At 46.5% G+C, this 22803-nt stretch carries 3 protein-coding genes; 2 read left to right on the top strand and 1 reads right to left on the bottom strand.

Features of this window, described 5'->3' with window-relative positions:
- Nucleotides 1-269: 269 nt before the first annotated feature.
- Together OEY58_22245 and OEY58_22240 are read left to right on the top strand one after the other, a co-directional pair.
- On the top strand, nucleotides 270-21740 hold the full coding sequence (locus OEY58_22245; GenBank protein MDH5328175.1) for a putative Ig domain-containing protein: 21471 nt from the start codon (nucleotides 270-272) through the stop codon (nucleotides 21738-21740).
- Complete coding sequence (locus OEY58_22240) at nucleotides 21740-22228, top strand: hypothetical protein (protein ID MDH5328174.1); 489 nt, start codon at nucleotides 21740-21742, stop codon at nucleotides 22226-22228. The genes OEY58_22245 and OEY58_22240 overlap by 1 nt, the downstream gene beginning before the upstream one ends.
- On the opposite strand, the gene OEY58_22235 is transcribed toward OEY58_22240, so the two are convergent.
- The gene (locus tag OEY58_22235; GenBank protein MDH5328173.1) at nucleotides 22225-22803 is read right to left on the bottom strand and encodes a DUF4291 domain-containing protein; all 579 of its coding nucleotides are present in this window, start codon (nucleotides 22801-22803) and stop codon (nucleotides 22225-22227) included. The two genes, OEY58_22240 and OEY58_22235, sit on opposite strands and share 4 nt — an antisense overlap.

The raw sequence follows: 22803 nt of genomic DNA, 5'->3' as shown, positions 1-22803 counted from the left end.
ACCTGGTGGTCCGCGGCCAGGACGAATACCTCAAAACCTTAGGCATCGACACCAACCTCATCCGCACCTACAACAGCCGGGGGAAATTCGTTGACGACAACGGCGACAACTGGCAACTGAGTGTCCACAAACGCCTTTTTGACTTTAACGGTACCCCCAACAGCAACGGTTCCAGCGTCGCCCGCCGCAACGGCGATGGCGCCGAGTCAATCTTTAACTATGACGGGACAAAATACGTTAGTACCGACGGCGATGGCGCTCACGATTTCATGACCTACAGCACGGGCCAATGGACCTGGAACGACGGTAGCAGCCAACTCACCGAAGTCTATAACAGCAACGGCCGTCTGGAACAAACCCGTGATGCCGACGGCAACACCCGCAGTTACAGCTACACCACCATTGGCAACCAAGAACTGCTTACCCAAATCCAAGACGCCAGCGGACAAACCATTCGCTTTGAGTACACCGACAACCCCCTATCCACCAGCACCCAGCGAAACCTGCAATCCATTCAAACCCAAAGTACCAAAGCCGTAGTCAGAGAAGGCGAAAGCTGGTCCGATCTGGCGCTGCGCCTCTATGGCAGCGCCACGGTAGCAAGCGCCCTGCAAACCCAACAAAGCAATGTCACCCTCAGAACCGGGCTGGAACTTACCGGTTTAGCCACAACCCTTAGCGACGGTGGCAGCACCTATGAACTGTGGATCAGCCGAGTCCAATACGGCTACGACCATCAGGATCGCCTGGTGCAAGTTATTGTTGACCTTACCCCCGAAGACAAAAACTTCACCCTGGTGGACCGAGATGGCGATACACTTTACGACAGCGTCAACGGGCACACCTACGTCACCACCTACACCTACGATGGCAATAGCCATCGTATCGCCAGCATTACCCAGGGTGACGGTACGAGCATCAGCTTCAACTATGTCGAAGGCGACCCCGGCGACTGGTGGTTACAGTCCTACACCGACGGTAACGGAAAAACCACCACCTTTGATTACAGTCTGGCACCCTTAACGACGAGCACTGCACCGCCCGCGCCACCCAGCGGCGCCGTGTTACTAAACAACGCCTTTGCCGACAGCACGCTCACCGGCTGGACCGTGGTGGACGAAGGCACCACCAGCGCGCCCTCCGGCTGGGTCGCCAACAACGGCGTCGTCACCCAAAACTCCAACATCTACAGCGGCACTTTAAGCGCCAGTGACCTCATCAAACCCGGCAGCTACCTGCGTTATAACAGCGGCAATGCCTGGACCGACTACACCGTCGAAGTGGATATTCGCTCCGGCGACAACGACGGCATGGGCATTATGTTTCGCGCCCAGGACAACAACAATTACTACCGCTTTGGCTGGAACGAATCCAATCCCTATCGCCGCATCGTCAAAAAACAAAACGGTGTCTTTACCCAAATCATCGGCGACACCGTTCCGTTTACACAAAATACCACCTATCACTTAAGCATCACCGTACAAGGCAATCGCATCCGCCTTAGCATCGACGGTACCGAAATCTTTAATGTCGTGGACAACACCCCCATTGCTGCCGGCAGTGTCGCGCTTTACACCTTTGCTAATACGCCCACCGTCTTCAGTGGACTGCGAGTCAGCGAAATACTCACCGCCAATGTGGCCCCGTATGTTAATCGCGCCATTGATCCCCAAAGCGCACTGGTTGATCAACCCTTTAACCTGACCTTGGCAGCAGACACCTTCGCAGACCCCAATGCCGGTGACAGCCTCACATACAGCGCTCAACTGGCTGACGGCAAACCACTGCCCACATGGCTCAGCTTTGATGCCAATACATTAACCTTCAGTGGTACGCCCACCGCTGCGGTCGCTCAAGACAACCGCATCCAGATTACGGCCACCGACAGCGGCGGACTCAGTGCCACGGCTGACTTACAACTCACCGTGCAGACCGGAGCAAGCGGCAGCCTCCTGCTCAGCGACCCCTTCGCCTCCGGCAGCTTTACCGGATGGAGTATCGTCGACGAAGGCACCACCAGCGATCCCTCCAATTGGACCATCAGCAATGGTGTGCTGGCGCAAAACTCCAACATCTACAGCGGACTGTCCACACTGCAAACACCAGGCAGCTATGTGCTCTATGACGGCGGAACCGCATGGACCGACTATGAGGTGGGAGTGGACCTCATGTCAGGCGACAACGACGCCATGGGTTTCATGTTTCGGGTCCAAGACAGCAACAACTATTACCGATTCTCCTGGGATCAATCACGCAACTACCGGCGCATAGTCAAAGTGGAAAACGGAACCTTTACCGTATTAGCCGAAGACAGTATCACCTACAATCAGAACCAAGCCTATCGCCTCAATGTTGCTGTTACCGGTGATCACATCGTACTGAGCATTGACGATACCGAAATCTTCAATGTTTTCGACGACACCCCCATCACCAGCGGTAGCATCGCACCGTTCACCTCCGGCAATACCCCCACCTGGTTCAGTAACATTCAGGTGCGCGACACTGCCGGTGCCCAAACCCGAGCCGGAGTCCCCCTGGTCGACGGCACGGCTTATGTCACCACCGTGACCGACGCCACCGGCGCCCAAGTGCGTTATCAAATGAACGACCAAAACCATCTCAGCTCACGGGAAACCCTCAGCCGTACCGGTCAGCTCATCGAAAACCAAGAATACTTCTACACCGCGGCGGGCGACTTGTACCAAACCCGCGATGGCAACAACACCGTTAACTATCGTTATGACGACAACGGTAACCTCTTGCAACGCCAAGATGCCGAAGGCAACACCGTTACGTACACCTATACACCCGAGAACCGTCTGCAAACCGAAACCCAATACGCCCAGGTAGATACCAATCTGCAGAACGACATCAATGAAGCCGGCCAAGCCCAAACCACCCGTTACATCTACGATGGCGAAGGGCATTTGCGTATTACCCTGAGTCCACAGGGCCGTGTCACCGAAAACGATTATAGCGCCACCGGTTTGTTAACGCGCACACGAGTGTTTACCCACGATAGCTACAATGTGAGCGGATTGACCCAAGATCAAGTGCCGACCTTGGCACAGTTAACTGCCTGGACCACAGACCCCGCAAGGGATTTAAGCAAAACCCAGTTAAGCGAATTTGATTACGACTTCCGTGGCAACTTAATCGCCAGCAGTACTTACGCGCAAGTGAATGTCTCCGGTAACGGTGAACCAGCTGGCAAAGCCACAACACATTTTATTTACGACCAAGCGGGTAACTTAATCCAAAGCATCGATCCGCGTGGCGTGGCCAGCGCAACATTGGCTGATCACCTTACCGAATTTCAATACGACGGTTTGTCACGTCTGCTTCAAACCACCGCAGCACGTGACGCACAGGAAATAACGAATAACGTCACGCCCAATATAACCACTGCAGCGTACGACGATGAGAACAATCGCGTACACAGTGTAGCTGCTAACGGGTTGATGACAACCAATTACTACGATACGGCGGGACAGCTAAGTAGAACCGATAGCACCCCGTTGTGGGAACAGGACTTTAGTGTGGATGCCTCCGGTTTGGTAGGTAGTGGTTTGAATAACCCTGCCCACATGGAAGTCAGGGACGGTCGATTGGTCACCAAGACTTTCGACAATCCCACCGGTCTGTGGCCCAACCTTAGAGGTGCTATACACCAGTTTTCTGATGGTATTGACTTTCGCATGGAAGTGACTACGGGGGCCACCAGCAGCGGTCGATATCTAATGGCCGGTATCGATAATAATCGATCAACAGCTGACAATCTATTTCGACGCCACTATGCGCGTTTTATCGGTAATGGTTTATATGTGCATTATCGTCGGGCCGATCTAAGCTATCAAATCGATTACTTGGGCGCTATCCAAGATAACACCACTTACATTGTCGAATTGGAAACGGACAACAGTGGTACCACTCTATATGTCTATGAAAAAGGAAAAAGTCGGGCCAGTGGTTGGGTCAATCACCAAACGCTTACCGACTACGGTACAGTAAACTCCCGGTTGTACACCTATGGAACACTAGGGTATCCCGTCAGCGAAATGTATGTGGACAACATGAGCGAGCATCAAACCCTGTCCAGCACCCAATACCTTTACGACGCCGAAGGCAAGTTACGCATCTCCCAAAACAGCACCGGTGAGCGCCAACACCTCATTTATGACGATGCAGATCGTCCTGTAGCTGTTATCGACGCCAACGGTACCATTGTAGAAACCGTTTATGATGCCGGCGGTAATGTGGTTAAAACCATCGATTATGCTACTGCGCTAACTCCGACTCAATTGGCATTGCTCAGCAATGCCGATGGTAGCCCTGCAGATATCACTCTGCAACAATTAGGCCTCAACCATACCACCAGTGGCGCCCAGGACCAGCTTTTAGACCGCGTCACTCGCAACATCTACGACAAAGCCAACCGCCTGGTCATGACTTTTCAGGCCGACGAATACGTCACAACTCCCGAAGGCCTCAAAGAACAAGGCTATGTCAGCCAACTCATCTACAACGGCCTGGGTCAGGTCAGCAAAACCATCGCTTACAACAACCCGATACAGATTCTCCATAGTACCGAAACCGTCGTACCCGCAGACATAGAGGTTCTACTGACTCGCGATATCGAACACGATCGCATCAACCGCAATTACTATGATAACAACGGCCAACTCATTGCTACATTGGATGGAGAAGGCTACCTTACCCAACTCCAATACAATGCCGCCGGACAACTGGTCCATACTCACGGCCACGCAGCCCAATACAGCGGTGATATCAACACCGATCCCGCAAACTTGGTCGCGTTAATCGCCTCCGTGGGAACCCATGCCGACGATCAACACCACTACACCCTTTATAACGCTCGAGGCCAAAAAGTGGGTGCTGTCGATGCCGAAGGCTACCTCACCGAATACGTTTACGATGCCGCCGGTAACCTCGAAACCGAATACCGTTACGCAGGATTGGCCAAACCCGTTACGCTAACGTCCACTCTGGCGAACGTACGTCCGGATGCCGTTCCCGTGTATGATGCCAACAACCGCATCATCAGCGATCGCATCACTAGCTATACCTACAATGCCCGCAATCAATTGGCAACCAGTACCAACCCCGAAGGCGTAACAACGCAGTTTACCTACGACAGCGTCGGTAATCTCATCGAAGAAACCCGCTCCGTTGGGGGCCTAGACCAAAACCTGGCCCGAACCCGCGTCTCCCAATACGATTTACAAGGCAGACTGATCCGAACATTGGCCGCGCAGGGTAAACAAGCCCTGGACGCCCTAGTGTCTCCCACCCAAGCCCAAATCGATGCGCTGTGGGCTGAATACGGCGAATCCTACGCCTACGACAGCGAAGGCCGTCGCACCAGTGTAACCGATCAATGGGGCAACACCAGCTACTTTTACTACAACGAAGATGGCCAATTACGCTACAGCGTTAACGCCGAAGGCGAAGTCAAAGAAACCATATACAATAACTACGGCGAGATCACCGAAACCATCGCTTACGTCAATCGGTTAAGTGCCGCTGCCCTAAATACCGTAACCGCTGCCTCCGGAGGCCTGCTCAACAGCCTCATACTGGCCAACATCCAACCGTTGGCCCACGAAGCCGACCAACACAACAAACAAAGCTACAACCTGCGCGGCCAGATCAAAAGCGCCCTGGACGGCAACACCTATCGCAGCGAATTCCAATACAACGCCTTTGGCGAAGTAGAAACGCAGAAACAACAACTCAAAGACCCCGGCAGTGCGTTGACCAACGCCAACAGCGTCCAATCCACCCACCGCTACGACCGCCGCGGCCTGCTCACCGACAGCTACCGCGACAGCGCACTAGGCGGACTCAATCTGCACAACAACACCCAATACGATGCCTTCGGTCGCGTCGACACCAGCACTGACGCCAAAGGCCAACTCACTAACGTGACCTACGACAAGCTGGGACGGGTCATCCAAATCACCGAACCGGGTAACATCACCCGCATCACATCCTATGATGCTTTTGGTCGTGTGTTGACCCAGCAAAATGCCCTGCAAAACATGACCCAATACAGCTACAACGACACCGAAAACAGCTTTAGCGTGGTTACCCCGGAAGGGATTGAAACCAAAACCACCCTCAATGCTCACGGTCAAACTTTTCAAATTAAACAAGACGTCGGTGGTGAAGACATCATCACCCAATACGACTACGACCTGAACGGTAACCTCACACAAGTCACCGAAGCCCAAGGCATGCCGGATCAAATCGTCAGTCAAACGAATCAATATGACAACGGCACCGAACACAACCGGCTATATGAAACCACCGATGCCAACAACAACGTCGTGCGCTACCAATACGACGGCGCCAATCGTCTGCAAACCCGTACGGTGGATCCCAATGGCTTGAATATTGTTACTCAATTTGAATACGATGGAATCGGTCGTACCGTGCGCGTAATCGAAGCTTTCGGCAGCGTTGATGCCCGCACCACCGAAACCGTATTTGACGCCAACGGCCAAGTCAAAGAAACCATCGTAGATCCCGATGGCCTGCGTCTCGTTACTCGCTTCACCTACGACGGCCAAGGCAATACCTTAACCGTAGTTACCGGCTTAAGCCAAAGCTATAACGCAGGTACGGGACTGTACACCGACATCAGCACCGATGCCAGCCTGACCCGATACGAATACGACAAACTGGGACGTCTTAAAAAACAAATCGTCGACCCGGCGGGAACCCCATACTCCAGTGCTGTTCCCTTAAGTATCACCACTGAATATCACTATGACGAAAACAGCAACGTCGTCGCCATTGTCGATGCTAACGGAAATATCACCCGCAACATTTACGATGAGCACGATCGACTCATCTACAAAGTCGATGCCGAAGGCGGCGTACAACACAGCGAGTATAACGCCGAAGGCCAACAAATCCACACCGTTCGTTACGCCAACCCCTTAAACAATATCGATAGTTTGGCACTGATCGTTAACACCACGGACATCAGTATTACCCCCAAACCCAGTCAAGACCAAGAGACCCACTACGTCTACGACACCGACCAGCGTTTGCGCTATAGCATTGACAGTTTAGGATACGTTACCGAAACCCAGTTCAACAATCTTGGGCAAGTGGAACGCGTGCTGGAATACGCCCAAGCCATAACTTTACCGGCGCAAATCACCGAAACCACCATTACTCAGCGACTCAGTACCACCGACCCGGAAAACCGAGAAACCCTCAACATCTACGACAAACTGGGTCGAGTCAAAGAAACCATTGTCGATCCCCAAGGCTTGCGCCTGATTACCCGTTACAGCTACGACGGCACGGGTAATGTGCAAAGCCGGGAGGAAGGCCTGAGCTCACAACGCAACGGCTCCGGATTCATCCCGGACGGCAATGGCGGCTACCTGGATGATCGCACCGATGTGGTCCGTACCGAATACACCTATGATGCCCTGGGTCGCAAAGAAACCCAAATCGTTGATCCCGATATGGGCGAGATAGGGGTCGAATACCTCAAAATCACCAATAGTTACTACTACGACCGCCGCGGTAACCAAATCACTGCGGTAGACGGCGAAGGCAACGCCACGCGTGCCATTTACGATGCCGACAACCGGCTTATCTACAGTGTCGATGCCGAAGGCGGTGTTACTCATAACGAATACGACAATGCGGGTAACCTTACCCGCGGTATCTCCTATGCAACGGCTATCAGCACCAGCGGCTTCCCCGCCGTGCAACAAGCACTGGTCGAAGCCGATTTGATCATTAATCCCAACGCAAACACGGATAAAGACACTCGATATTACTACGACAACAACCAACGCTTAATCTTTACCTTGAGCATGGAAAAAGCAGGCGCAGCAATACTGCAGGAAAACTTATACGATGCCCGCGGCAATGTGGAAGCGACGATCGAATACGGAGCGCGGGTAGAGTCTGCAGATTTTGCGGCTATGGATGTCACGGCAATCCGCAATGTGATAACGCAAATGAATTTAGCGAATGTGGAACACCGAATAACCACATACCAATACGATGCCAACAATCGCATGATTGCGGAAACCGATGCCTTAGGTACGGTGACGGAATATACCTATGATGCTTTTGGAAATGTGTTGGCAAGCAATGAACACGGTATTACTTCCCAGGAGCGTGTGAGTCGCCAATCGCCGAGAATTGTATATAACAATTCAGGTTCGGGTGCTATGGCGTGGGTGGAATACGTGAGTGGTGTCGCCAATGTGTATTCAAAAGTATACGACTCTGTTACCGGCTGGAGCGCAAGACAATTTATGTACTCGGGGCTGAATCGTTATGAGTTAGAAATCGACCAAGCAGGGAACGTATATATTTTAATCGCTGGATACAATGCCGTTTCAAAATTGGCTGATGATGCTTTGTTTCTTTACACTGCAGAGACGGGTGAATGGAGTAAAGATCCTGTTCAAGTCACAACTGGCGCAGCCCATTTGCCCGAAATTCAATCGTTTTCCAATGGTGACGTGTTGTTTACTTGGTGGCAGGGTTCATCATTGTATTCGCGTGTGTATCGATTGGCGTCGGGCTGGAGCGGAAACGCAGAGCTTCTATATAGTGGAGTTGGTCCGTCAGGATTTATGAGTGCCGGTTCTAAAGATGAATTCGTATTGGCATTCACTGAAGTTGTAGAAGTCTCTGATCCGTACGATCCCTACAATTTAACCCTGGAATATTCCTTAAAAACACTTAGATACACCACTTCGTCGGGTTGGCAGCACACCCCCGATCTTTTGGACACTAGTGACTATGTAGGTATTGTTTCGCTTGATGTAAGTGAAAATGGTAAGTCTGTAATGCTTTGGGTTTCGCCGTACAACACTAAATTAGGTCAGTCTACAAACGGTGTTTGGTCTATTGATTCATTAGGAGAAATAGTATCTTCCGCAATTAGTATTAATGCCAATGGAGATTCCGTGCTTGCGTGGGTTGATATTGTAGTAATCGGTGGGGAAGCAGAACGTCAACTAAAAGTACAAACGGTTCTTGCAAATGGTACAAGATTGAATCCTGTAATAGTCACGACTGGAAGAATACCGTTGGACTATATGAAGGCCCACATTAGGGACAATGGAGAGATCTTTTTGGCATGGAAGGAGGGATCGAAAATTTATAGCAGATGGTATGACCCGCAAACTTCCTCTTGGGGAAGTGAGAAAACAGAGTCAACTGTAGGTAATACAATATACGAAATTATCGAGGGAGGTGGTAATTTACACTTAAAATTCGGCTTTAGCAGTATCTACTATGGTGAATTGAATGGAATATATATGTCCACCACGCCGACATCTGCTTTAGCTAATTCTACTGATGTAGGGCTGAACAGACAGTCGCGCAATATTTATGATAAGGCCAATCGACTGGTTTATAACATTAATTCCTTAGGATATGTTAAAGCGTATAGATATGACGATAATGGAAATGTTTCAGCAACGGTAGAGTATGGGGCCAATTATCCTTATCCATTCGATCTGGACAACAACGCCAATGCGAAAGCTGATCTAGATGCATTCTTTCAAACAAACACTTCGAACAACGATCGCTATGCATTGAATGTTCAAGATAAAGCCGGGAGGCTCTCCTATAACATTGATGCTATGGGATACGTTACCCATAGCATTTACGATAACAACGGTCGACTCTTTAGGAATATTCGTCACAACGATGCACTAAATCCATCAACTTTAACAGCTCTGCAACAAGTGAGTGTGGTCACAGGAACGCAAGTAAAAGCCGCATTGCTTCAGCGGGTTTCTGTGAGCGCAGGAAAAGACCAAGTCACAGAATTCCGCTATGACAGTGCCGGTCGGCTGTATGAAAAGGTAAGTGCCTTGGGTTCGCCCGAACAGTACAGTGAATTATATGGATATGACGCCAATGGAAATATGGTCCAAAAAACCGATGGTAATGGAAGTGTTAGTCATAAGCGGTACGACGCACTAGGACGGGTATTGGTAGCTGTCAATGGCGAAGGTTATGCCGAAAGTTTTAAATATGATGCTCTTGGGGATGTGGTTGAGCACAGAAATCATGTCGAAAAAACGGGTGGACTTCTATCAATAAGGAATACTGCTCCATTCGTTAGTCCGTACGTAGGGGTATATTCGCAACCCTTTTGGGACGGTTCAGCGTGGGTAGGTTCTTTGCAGATTGCTCTGGACTGGGGGATACCGTTTGTTGGTGTGGCAGATTTTAGTATCACTTATGAAGGACGGGACGCATTTGGGAATACTCAAATCCGCTCACAACAGTTTTATGGCATAACAGTGTTGGATGGCGCCGCTGTTTTGCCGATTACAATAAATACCAGTAACCCATACTTTTTAGCAAATATAAACAGTATCCTTGATGTAAACGTAAATATAACCAATCTAAGTATTTACCCCGAAGGAGAATTTAAATATCGACCGGAAGGGGGGCAATCATCTTACCTATCTAAAAATGTTACTGTTTACAACAATGAATATGTACTGGAGGGCTATGACTTTGCTCCAGGGATTTATGAGTATAAGCTGACTCACCAGTACAAAATCTACTCAGGAAAGTTTCTGGTGGAAAACGGCACAATCACGTTTTTTCCGGTCGAGTTGACTGTGGATAACGATCCTGTGTCGGGGGATATCGTCGAAAAATTTACCTTTGATGCTCTAGGTCAGGTAGTTACTAGGCAGGATCCAGAGATTGTTAACTCCAACAACCAGGTGCTGCCCGGACCAATTACTAAATACAACTATGATGTATTTGGTAACCAAACAGACACAATCGAGGCATATGGTACTGCCGATTATAGAGTCACGCGCCGAGAGTTTGATATTCTGGGACAGGTAGTCGAAGAATCCTTTGCTTTTAACGAGCCGGAACAGTCCACCTCTCGATTTGAGTACGACGCATTTGGCAATCAAATTCGAGTCTATGATCCGCGGGTCCATGCACTCATAAATTCAAATTCCGAATGGGCTTTGCAGCAGCGCTACGAGTTGGGATTCACGGTTCCGAATTCCGGAACCTACGTTGTGGGTCCTAACGATACTTGGGAGACAGTGGCGCTTGTGATGTATGGAGATACGGGGGTTGCAGATGAGCTGAAAGCAAAGTTTAACACAACTCTAACTCCTGGGTCTCTTTTGAGTGGTTTTCAAACGGAAGTGGACAGCAATACAGGTGCGTCATTTTCGCTAAGACCAACGAGAGCAAAGTACGCGGGCGATTCCAGAAATGGTAATGTTTCTGAGTTAACGGAAACCGAAATAGAAAAACTTTCTTCAGAATACACTTTCGAACAGCGATTCGATTCATTAAACCGAAAGACAGCCGCCTATGAGCCCAATGGGGCTAATACGGTAACGGATTACAATGCGTTCGGGAATATCGTTAAAATCAAGGATCCCAATGGTGCCTTTTCTGTTGTGTATTACGACAATCTGGGTCGAGAAAGTTTACGTATTGACCCGAGGGGCTACGCGACGGAAACTACTTATGACGCACACAGTAATGTAGTTGAAACTATTGCTTATGCCAATACTGCTGTTGAAGTTGGTCGGACCTATTTCTATGCGAGCCCTAATATTAAACCTCAGATAGTAGACGCGGCTCCGTCGTACGGTGTGTACATCCTTCGCGACCCGATAAAAGACCAACACAACTACGCTGACTACGATATTAACAATAGAAAAGTATCCACAACTGATGCCGAAGGTTATTCGGAATATTACAAATACGATGCGGTGGGTAACCAAATAGAAAGGACCGACAAAAACGGAAATATATTCCAATATGAGTACGATGCAGTTGGTAACAAAATAGTAGATAAAGCTGTAGGTTTTAATTCCAGAAGTGTCCGGTCAGACGCAGAAGTACTGGAGCAATATGATGTATACAACTACCAGACAATATCCTTAGGTAATGGAAAAGTCATGGCATTGTACCAACTGGGAAGCGGTGCCGGTGGGGTTCGGACTCAGTTATACACGCCGGGCATTGGCTGGGAAAATGTTGGTGGATTTGGGAGTATCGCACAAAGGCCAACGATGGACGTTAATGTTTCGGTATTCAATAATGGTAATGTATTAGCGGTCTGGCGAGGTACTGGTTACAGCTACTCTAGAATCTACAAACTCGGCGAAGGTTGGCAAGACCTTCAATTCTTAACTGAATACGAAACGCGCGATGTAAGCTTGACCCAGTTTGGGGACGAATTTATTGCCGCACTAAGAACTAGTACGGGGCTAGAGCTGTATAAATGCGATCAAAATGGCATATGGACCGATTTTGGAACAATTGGCTACCAATTAGGGAATGGCGAAGCAGTTTCAGATGTGAAAGTATTAGCAGATTCATACGGTACAGCAATGGTGATATGGGGCATAACGAATAACAATGTCTCCGATATTACTTATAAATACAGTTACTTCAACTCTAGCCAGTGGACACGCCCAGCTACTTTGGCGAACACAAAAAATGAGTTTCCTTTCGGAAGCCAATTGGCTGCCAAAGTCGACCATTCAGGAAATTACTATCTGTTGGCTAAAGCGCTTAATGCGGATTTGGTTTCTTATGATTTAGTGCTGCACAAATTTGGGGCGCTTTCGAAAAGTTGGGAAAGTTTCACTCTCGTCGAGCAACAGTCTATATACAACTCAACTGACTCAGTCAAATTGGCCGTGGATTTCGACGGTAGGGTCGCTGTGCTCTGGCAAAACTATGACAGTGTAAACAGTATCTACGATAACACGATAAATGTTTACGATAGGAACATGGTGCTGGAAAGCAGTGAGCTTATGCTTTCCAGCAGTTTACACAGTGTCGAGATAGATCTGGCCAATAATGGAAACGAGGGGTTTGCTTTAGCATTTATAAAAGAAACCTCTCAAGGCCAAATGTTAGCCAACTACTACAATCTACCGGGTGAAGGCTGGCGCTATTTTCATGCTCCAATAGAAGTGGCGGCGTATGAGACTCATGAAGGTGCTAAGATTTCGGTGAATGATACTGGAAAAGTGTATGCGCTATGGAAAACTCGTGCCGGCCAGAATAGACGATTGTCTGTTGCTTCCACGGGGACTATTGACGATGCAAAATATAAGTATGATGCGGTCGGCAATTTGGTAGAGAAACAGGATGGGCTTATAACCTTTGGTGATTCAAGGTCGACGTTTTACAAGTATGACAAATCTGGGAACGTGGTGGGTGAAGTTTTGCCTGCGGTGGCAAGTTTCAACAAAACGGTAAGGAATACATATGCCGAATTTTCTTCCGTAATTGATCGTGGACTGAAGGCGACATTTAGCGCGACGAGGTCGAGTATATTTGGCGCAACTATTGCGTCAATTGATGCGACTATTACTTGGTCAAAGATGAAAAGGCTGGGTAATTCTAATATGAAAATTGATTGGTATCAAAATGGCACGTTGTTAGGTACAAAACAATTTGTAGCCAACACAGATAATAATCAGATAAGTTTTTCAACTGTTACTGGAGATGTGTTCAACTCAGTTACGCCGTTTTCCATAGTTTTGAGTAAAGAAATAATTAATGGTTCAACCTCTTCTTTCGAAGAAATTTCGAGATTGAATAGCTATTATAGTTGGTCCGGGAGTCAGCCCTATAGAGCAGTTCATAGTAAGCCTACTACAGAAAACCTTAGAATATCCAATGTTCCATACGGCACAGAACATATTCAATTTAGACATTGGGATAGTTCAGCACTTAATTTAGCTAAAGATTTACTATTTACGAAGAACGCCGATGGATCGTTTGTGGCGTCATTTGATGAGTATGAGGTTAACGAGTTTAATGTCTCTGAGCTGGAAGAAGGTATACATGGGTATGTTGCGGAATATTTTTCGTCGAGTTTGAGTTCGCTTGGAAGAGTGCAGGGTGAGTTTGAAGTAATCGGTGACGATCTTATTTTCCGAAATGTAGTTAACAAAGAGTCACTGTCAAACACATGGTTATTCCCAACTAAGACTCAGAATTACGACTTGCATAATAATCTTATTAGAGAAGTGGACGGAAACGGAAATACCTTTTATTCCTATTACGACAAGATGGGTAAAAAGGTGGCGTCTGTTGACGGAGAAGGATACGTAAGACGCTATAAATACGACCCAATAGGGAATATGGTTGAGTATAGGGTCTACGATACGCCTATAAGTTATACATCGGAAAGTGAGTTGTGGGATCTATTAAAAGATTCTAATGCTGATGTATGGGGTGTGGGAGAGTACCGGTCAACGGGATTCTACTACGATGCAAGCAATCGTTTGGTGAAGGTCAGTTCGCAATACGCTTGGCAGCATGAAATGGAAGGTGACTCCGGTCTTGATAAGGCTGTAGAGCAAAAAAGTTATGACAGAAATGGAAACCTGACTGTTGAAACAGACGCTAAGGGAGGCAAGGTATATCATTTCTACGATGAATCAGGGAATCGACGAGCAACGGTTAATCAAGAAAAATCGGTGATTTATTGGGACTATGATGGTTTCGGTAATGTGAGAGAGATGAAGCAATATGCAACTTCGATTAACTACATAAGTGAATACAGGCGATATCAAGAAATTAAAACAATCATGGAGCGTAGTTTCACTTCGCCAGAAGATAGGGTGTCAGAATACGCATACAACCGGCGGAATCAATTGCTTAGCGAAACCTATATTGATTTGGAAGTTGCCCAAGCAACCAGCCCAGGAAGTATTCATATTGATAATATCTCAGGTTGGTCGCCGGAAGAGAAGCTGGATCTATTGGGGCACAACGTATACACAGGGTCGGGTACAGGCTTTGAATACTACCAATCTACGACGTCCAAACCTGTCATCGCGACCAGTATAACCGGGGAAACGTACGGCGTTTGGACGGATCAATACAATATATACCTGGCAAAATACGATGTTACAACTAACACTTGGGCAGAGGCGGAAGTGGTTCATCACTCTAGTGTCACGTTAAAAGATGCGGAAATATATTTCGATTCTGAACAGAACCTATTGCTATTCTGGGAAGAATTTCATCCAACTGAAGGTAAGATTAAACAAAAAGTTAGAAATGTAGATGGTAGCTGGGGGCTAGATTCAGTAATAGGCATCAGCCCAATTGCGGTGGGTGGTATAAAAAACTATAAGTCTTATGACGTAGAGTTATCAGACAACGGGGATATGCACCTAGCTTGGGTTACATCCAGTAATCAGATAAGGTTAAGGTTTAAGGCTGCAGGTGAGGAGTCTTGGGGCACGCTTGTGGCTCTTCATGCTACAGGTGAAAAGATCAAATTTTTGGATCTAAAGTCTGACGGGAAGGGGAGCATTGTTGTTGTATATGCTATGGATTCAAATTTGGGAGGTGATCGAATCTTCTATATGAAAAATACTGCTACCGGATGGTCCGGGGGGGCAGTTCCTAATGTAGACCCTGCATATGCAACTATTATGTCTGTAGATATGAATAAAAGTGGACAATTGGTTTTAGTATGGAAAGAGAATGTCGGTGGGATAGATTATCTTAAGTTGAATCGCTTCGATTTCTCTACAAATCAATGGTTGCAATTAATAAACATCACAGAATCCCCGGATATTAACTACTTGCTCGCCGGTGGTCAGGTAAAAATAACGGAGAATGGTGAAATAATAGTAGTGTATGGTAAAAACTATACATGGGAAGGCGATCCCGTTACTAATTATTATGGATATGGGGTATTTGCAGCACGCGGACAGTTTAATGATGCAGCATTAGAATTATCAGAAGACTTGTTGAGAGGGGATGATGGGAATGGCTTCCACCGGGAAGTGCGCGACGTGCGTGATGTTGGCTTTAGCGAGAAAGAGTCTGGCGAAATTTTGATAACCTGGTTGCAAAACCAGGCGATAACTAGGAATACTCTTAATGTGGCGGCGAATTACGAGGTACGTAGTAAAATGTTTTCCGCCTATTACAACCCCAATGACACGGTAAATCTTTGGCGGATAGATGATGCTCCGTTTTCGGAGAGTGAAAATAATTCAGATGTAACTACGGAATATGCGTTAAGGAATAGTACTACATTGTTAGGAGATGGAACGTTTTTGACAATATCTGCCAATGGTACTTTGTCAGATAGATTTGAAATATACAGTTCTAGGTACGTAGGGGATGCATCAGGTAACGAATTTAGACTAGGACGGCAACTTCAAAACGTCGTTTCTGAGATTGCTTATGACGGTAACGGTAATGTGGTTTTACAAAAAGACGGAAAAGGGGCGGTAACCCGATACCGGTACGATGCCTTTAATAATGAGATGTTCCGATTGGATCCAATCTTTCGGGATTATACAGGAATGTTAAATCAAAAGATTGTTAAAAACCGTTATAACGGGTTGAATGAATTAGTATCAAGTACAGAGATGGATGCAAGGGCCGGAGAACAGCACGTAGTAGGGTATGAGTATGACCAGGGCGGCAACAAAATAAGGGAAATAGACGAAAATGGGAATGTGATCAATTACTACTACGACAGTATTGGTAATGTAGTTATGCGTTCTCTGAAAGTAACTGATGCGGATGGCTTCGAGAAAAACGTCAGTAGTAGATACGAATATGACAAAATTAATCGAAGAGTTGCAGTAGTTGACGACGAAGGTAATCGCGAGTATGTATTATATAACGCGTTCGGAGAAGTTGTTGAAAAAGGTACTGGTAGACAAGAAACGGTAAACGAGACCTACAGTCAAGTATATTACGAATACGATAGGCTAGGTAGGATTATCCGGACAAACAACGAAGGCGCTGATACAGTTTATTTTTATGATAAAAATAATAATCTTTCCGCGGAAATTAAATCTGGTTCTATTGACGTCTCTATCCTGTCGGGAGTTGGTAAAACATTAAGGTATTTACCTTTAGATAGTGTCTTGAGTCTTTCTGGAGCTTTGAATAAGCGCGAGTATATCTATAATTCTACCAATCTTCGAACAGGTGAATTTTCCCCATCGGTATTGACAGCAAACGTGGTGGATTATCAAGTTCAGGCAGACGATGTTCTTTTCAGCGAACCCATGTCAGGCTACTATATAAGTTTTGCAAAAATCTTAAGTAAAAATTACACTCAAAACGGCTTGCCTATTCCAGATTACACAGGGGTAAATTATTCTAGTGTTCCTATTGATGCGTTAGAAGCTATATATCTTCTAGGTGCCATTTATAAAACCCAAAAATATGTTGATACCTACGTATTCCCATCAGAAACTGAAGCTTTGGTGCTCCTGGAGCATCTTCCCGAAATCAAGGGTTTTGAGTTAATCGGGGCGGGTTTAAGCAGCCGGCGATCGGTAAGAACATATGTTTATAATGCTTTTGGAGAAAGAGAAGCCTCGATCGATGGCTATGGTAACGAAACTCAATATGTGCACGATAAAAAGGGTAATGTAATAAGCACCATTTATCCCGCGGTAGATAGCGTGTCTCTTGAAGGTCCATATCCTGCAGTTGATAGAGCAGTCTATCCTGAAAAATTTCACTATTATGACGAAGCCGGTGTGCTGGTTGGTGAAAGAAATGAGAGAGGGAATTCCGTATATTATCAATACGACAATGCTGGAAACCTGGTAGGGGAGTACCATGCCGATGGTGGCGAGAAGCAATACGGTTACGATGTGTTCGGGAATAAGCGTTACCAAGAGGATGAAATAAATGTTCGGACTTGGTATGAGTATGATAAGAAAAACCAATTGATCACAGTAACTCATCCTACGGTGTTTGGCATGTACTCGGGCGAGAAAGGAAAAAATCTGTATACCTACGATGAAGTAGGTAACAGAATCACAGAAACAAACTCTCAATATGCCTTGCAAAACGCTTATGCCAAAACATACTATGATAGCAAGGGGCGAGTAACAAAATCAGTAAGTTATGACGGGCGAACCAAAAGAAATATTTATGGTATTCAGTTGGGTACGGGTTATGAAATTACCCAGACCTCTGCTTTCGGTCCTATAGGAGTTGTTTGGGATAGTATGGAAATAAAAGACCATCTTGGCCGAATTCGTTACAGCCAGGACTTGGGCGGAAGAACATATAGATACCTATATAATGAAGCAGGGTTGCTAACCAAAGAATTGGCAAATACGCGCGATGATGGGGATTTGCAGGGTGAGGGTGAGCAATCTGATTTAAGGCCTCAGTATGTTGGTAGGCTTAAGCAGCCATTTTATATCCCTGAGATTTCCACAAACGGTTATTATGTTCCGGAAGTTATACCATTTCACAGAATAGAAGTAACAAAACAATATGAATACCTGAATAATGGCAAATTGAGATACGTTTCACAAGACGAAAACGTCAATGAAACCTATTATTATGACATTAACGGTAACAAAGTAATGGAGGAATTGAATTACTTTGGTGATAGCCGGCTTACTGTGACTAAGTATGATGCGCGCAATAGAAAGACATCATCCAGTATCGTGGGAACTTCGAGTGCATACGTTTCATTTGGTTACGACTTGGGAGGAAATGTAACTATGCATACCTCGGTGGTATTTGGTGATGGGGCAGTTAAGGAACGGAGGTCTGATTCATATCGATACGATAGTATGGATAGGATGTATAAGGGTAAAGAAGGAAAGTACGGAAATGACTGGGACAGAATATTGTACTATGCGAATGGGCAAATCAAATGGAGGTCTCCACCAAGAATAATTCATAAGGATGGCCCCAATGTCTGGGATCAATATATTAATGAAAGATATATTTATAATGAAGTGGGTGATATAGCTAATGTAATTAAAGATAATTGGTGGTCCGGTACACATTGGGTTGCTAGGGAGACATTTGAGCGTAGCTATGATGTAAACGGTAATTTAATACGGTTCTTCAGCGATGAGCGTTTTGTAGAAGCCACGCACGATTTTGCTTACGACTTAGATGGATATCAGGTCGCAGATATTTATTATAAACACTACGAGCCCAGCCAATACAAGGCAGATGAGAGAGGAACGGTCACGACAAAATATGACGACCTTGGGGGTGTGGTCTCTATAACGCAGCCCTATGTAAGCACAAATAACTACTACGAATATTGGGGGGCAGCTCAACTGAAAGAAAGCCGAAGATCCGCATCTTGGGCTACCGGTTTCTCTAAGAGTTGGTTCGATGTATTTGGGAATACCGAAAAAGTTAGAGACCAGCTCGCGGGTGTAGAGCGGCGGTTTATCAACAACGCGTTTGGTCGGATTGTTGAAAAGGACGAATATAAAGATGTCAGTGGAGTTTCGGTATTACAAGAAGCAGCTCATGTAGACTATTATTATGTAAATAATGACGGGATAGAGGATACCGGAGAAAAAATTAAACCCTACTTCTCAGTGAGTACATCTACCGCAAATAGCATAGGAGGGACTGGATCTTATGTTGTAAAAAGCGGAGATACGCTTCAAAGTATTGCATTTGCCATTTGGGGGGATGCAAGTTTATGGTATTTGCTGGCAGACGCAAACAACTTGGAGTTAGAAGGAGAGTTAAGTGTAAATCAAGTCCTCATAATCCCTAGTCTAGTGACTACACCTCACTTTTCAGCTGACACAGTAGTACCATACAATCCATTGGAAATTATTGGTAGCCAGTTAGCAACACTACCTGATCCACCAAAACCGGAACGCCCCAGTTTATGGAAAATTGCTGTTGCAATAATAATCGCAGCAATCGTAGTTGTTGTCGTGACCCAATTGATGGGGCCGACCGCGTCTTTTTCGGCTTATAATTTTGTCGTGGGTCTCATTGCCGGAATGGCTGGAGCCGCAGCCAAACAAATAGCGGAAAAGGAAATGGGGCTTCGCGAACATTATGATTACAGTTCTATCGTGAAATCGGGAGTGGTTAATGCGGTTACTTATGGGGCATCTAAAGGGTTAGGTGAGGGAGTAGATAATTTCATTTGGCGGCAAGCGATTGACTATGCAACGAACAAGTTGGTGTATGGAGACGAATATCATTTTTCGTGGGCAAATTTTGCTGCTAGTGCCGTCACTTATGCAATCGGAGCAACAGAAACCGATCTAAAAAATAATCCCAACCTTGCCTCGCAAAAATTTGCCATGGATTTGTCTACTTCAATGATGGGTGGGTATGTTGGAGAAATAGTTCGAGGGTTTCATCATGACGACTATCAATATCAGTGGGCAAGCGTAACAGCATCAGCATTGGGGAATGCTATTGGCGGAGCCCTGGCTGGTAAGATTGGAGCCAGTCAGCAAAAAGAGCTCCAACAAAGAAACAGTGAGTTGATCAAGAAATTAGTTGAAACCAATACAGCTTGGGATTACAACGAGTTTGGAGAAGTAACACCTTCCAATTATTCGTTGTATGATGATGACATGGGCTCGGTAGATGGGTTTTTCTATAACGATGTCATGGATGATCCGGCGGAGTTGGCGGCGTACAATGCTAGATTGGATGATCCGGCCCGTTATATCGGTAGAGATGGATTTAGGGTTGGGCCGACGGTCGAAAGAGCGCGTCGGATGAACTATTACTCAGAGACACCACCGCAGTTGATAACTGTTAAAAAAGGTCAAACTCTAAGCGGAATTGCAGGAACGAGTAATCCGACTGAATTAGAAAAAATTCGATTGTACAATAACTTAGAGAGTACGCATCGAATAAATACTGGTCAGCAGATCTATCTACCTAGCGATGAAACAATGGCCTATCTTCCAGTGGATAAGGAGGTTATGAAGGCTGATGCGGTTAGGGCAGAGGCGAATAAGGTAAACACAGCTAACCGTGACAACAAAGTTCACGACATATTAATGGGGCTTGTAACAGCTAGTGGGATGGTTCTGAATGCCATTCAATTAGTAAAAGGTTTGGCAATCGATACAAACCGAGACGGCAGATTTAATATATTTGACGCATTTTTTCAAACCGCAGAACGGGGTTCGTTAAATCTACAGCAGGCTGGAGTCAACGCTACAAGAGACTTAGAAAGTTTGGGTGACGCAATATGGGGATCTATAAGAAATATAAATACATCAATAAAAATGGTTGAAAATCAAACTAAGTACAGCTTTTCAAGAGGTAGGTATGGGAGTAATGAGCTAAACGAAAAATATTTTGATTTTTCGGCTAGAGTAGAAAAATCAATCCAGAGCGGAAACGAAAAAGCATTTAGTCAGGAAATGGCGTTTGTTTTCGAAACTTTGTATAGTGGCGCTTTGGTGAGTAAAGTTTTGCCTAGTGGCAGTGGGGTTGGTGTTCCAAACAAAATAGGGATTCCTCATACTCGTTCAACAAATCCGTTAAGTCCGGTGCGTGAATTTGATGCCGCTGGTAATGAAATTACGTATCGAACGATGTCACCTGGGCAGGCTAAGCAGTTTGAGCTTACCGGTCGGTTGCCACCGACCACTGAAACCTCCACGGCTGCTTCGCTTGAATACGCTTCCGGTAAATATACGCAAAATGGGGGTATTACATTTAGGCTCACTACTAAACCGGGAACTTCAGCGCAGCTTCAAGAAATTGGCATTGCGGCACCAGGCGATGCGCGCGTGGTGTTCCCTGATATGTCTACCCGAAACGGCCCATGGATGCAAACCAATGCACGTTTTAAGGTGGAAGGAGGTCAAATGACCACTCAGTTGGGGCAAGGCCGTGCTCTCGATATTTTTAATGAAAATCTCATAGATTTCGTGAGACTACCTAAGGGGTCCCAGTGATGTTTTTGCAATTGGATAAGGTTAGCGTTCCCATGAGGTTGGTCTATTCGCTGCCGCAGGCGTTAAAGGATAATCCGAAGGATGTTGCCCTAGCACAAGCACTTACCCTTGACACTACTAGGCCGCTATTGGGCCTAAAGGGAATGTACGGTCTTTATGGGTCACCGCAATGGTGGGCCAGTATTGAGCAACGCAAAATGCCTTTGCTGTTCATTTCAGGCGTCATCCAACGTGCATACGTAACAGGGATGGACAACTGCGATGAAAACAACACTATTGATTTGCTGTTGGATGATGGTTCGATACGGATGGAGGGAATTTATGTCAACAACAAGGCCGACATAAAATTGTTTCGGGTAGGTTGTCGAGTTGAGTTGGTTTGCGTGCTGGATGAACTCAAAAGACAGCCCGCGCTAGACGGCAGCGTCAACTATTTAGAAATACCCTTGGAAGTGGCAGTCTCCCTTGATGTAGCTACTCCTGATTAACTCACATGTAAATTGAGAGGTCGTTCGGAGGGTAGCCTGGCCTTGGCCTCATCGAGCCTGCCTTCTTGAACGAGCGAGCGGATGTCGTGAGCCAATGGCGTTACCTCGGTAATCCGTCGAATCCATTGGTTCACGTAGAGCCTCACCGCCTCCTTGCTTAACCCGATCTGAATCGCCCGATGCGGCAACGGCTGCAACAGCAAATCCCGTTCCGGGTCCCACTGGATACGCACCGGCGACTGTTCTTTTATTTTTTGCCATTCCTCTTTAGTCGCATAGATGTCTGGATCAAAATGACTAAGACAGCTATGCGTTAATGCCCACTCGAAACCTTCCCGGGTAATGTCGATTGCCAGAATCCGTTTTTGTCCTGCATCTTTTTTACCCCATCCAGCGCGGTACATCATCCAAAGAAAGGAGGGTTTAATCCACGTCATACGCTCCATTTTGAAGGGCGGAGAAACAAAAGAGCCATGCTTTAATGCACTATCGGCAATTGCATCTGAATAAGCTTGATAAACCCGAATGGTTTTATCGTCGTAAACGGCACGAATCTGCCGATGCGGAATACTCAT

The organism is Gammaproteobacteria bacterium (assembly GCA_029882975.1).
Taxonomy (GTDB): Bacteria; Pseudomonadota; Gammaproteobacteria; order SZUA-152; family SZUA-152; genus JAJDNG01.
This window is presented reverse-complemented; position numbering and strand designations above follow the sequence as displayed.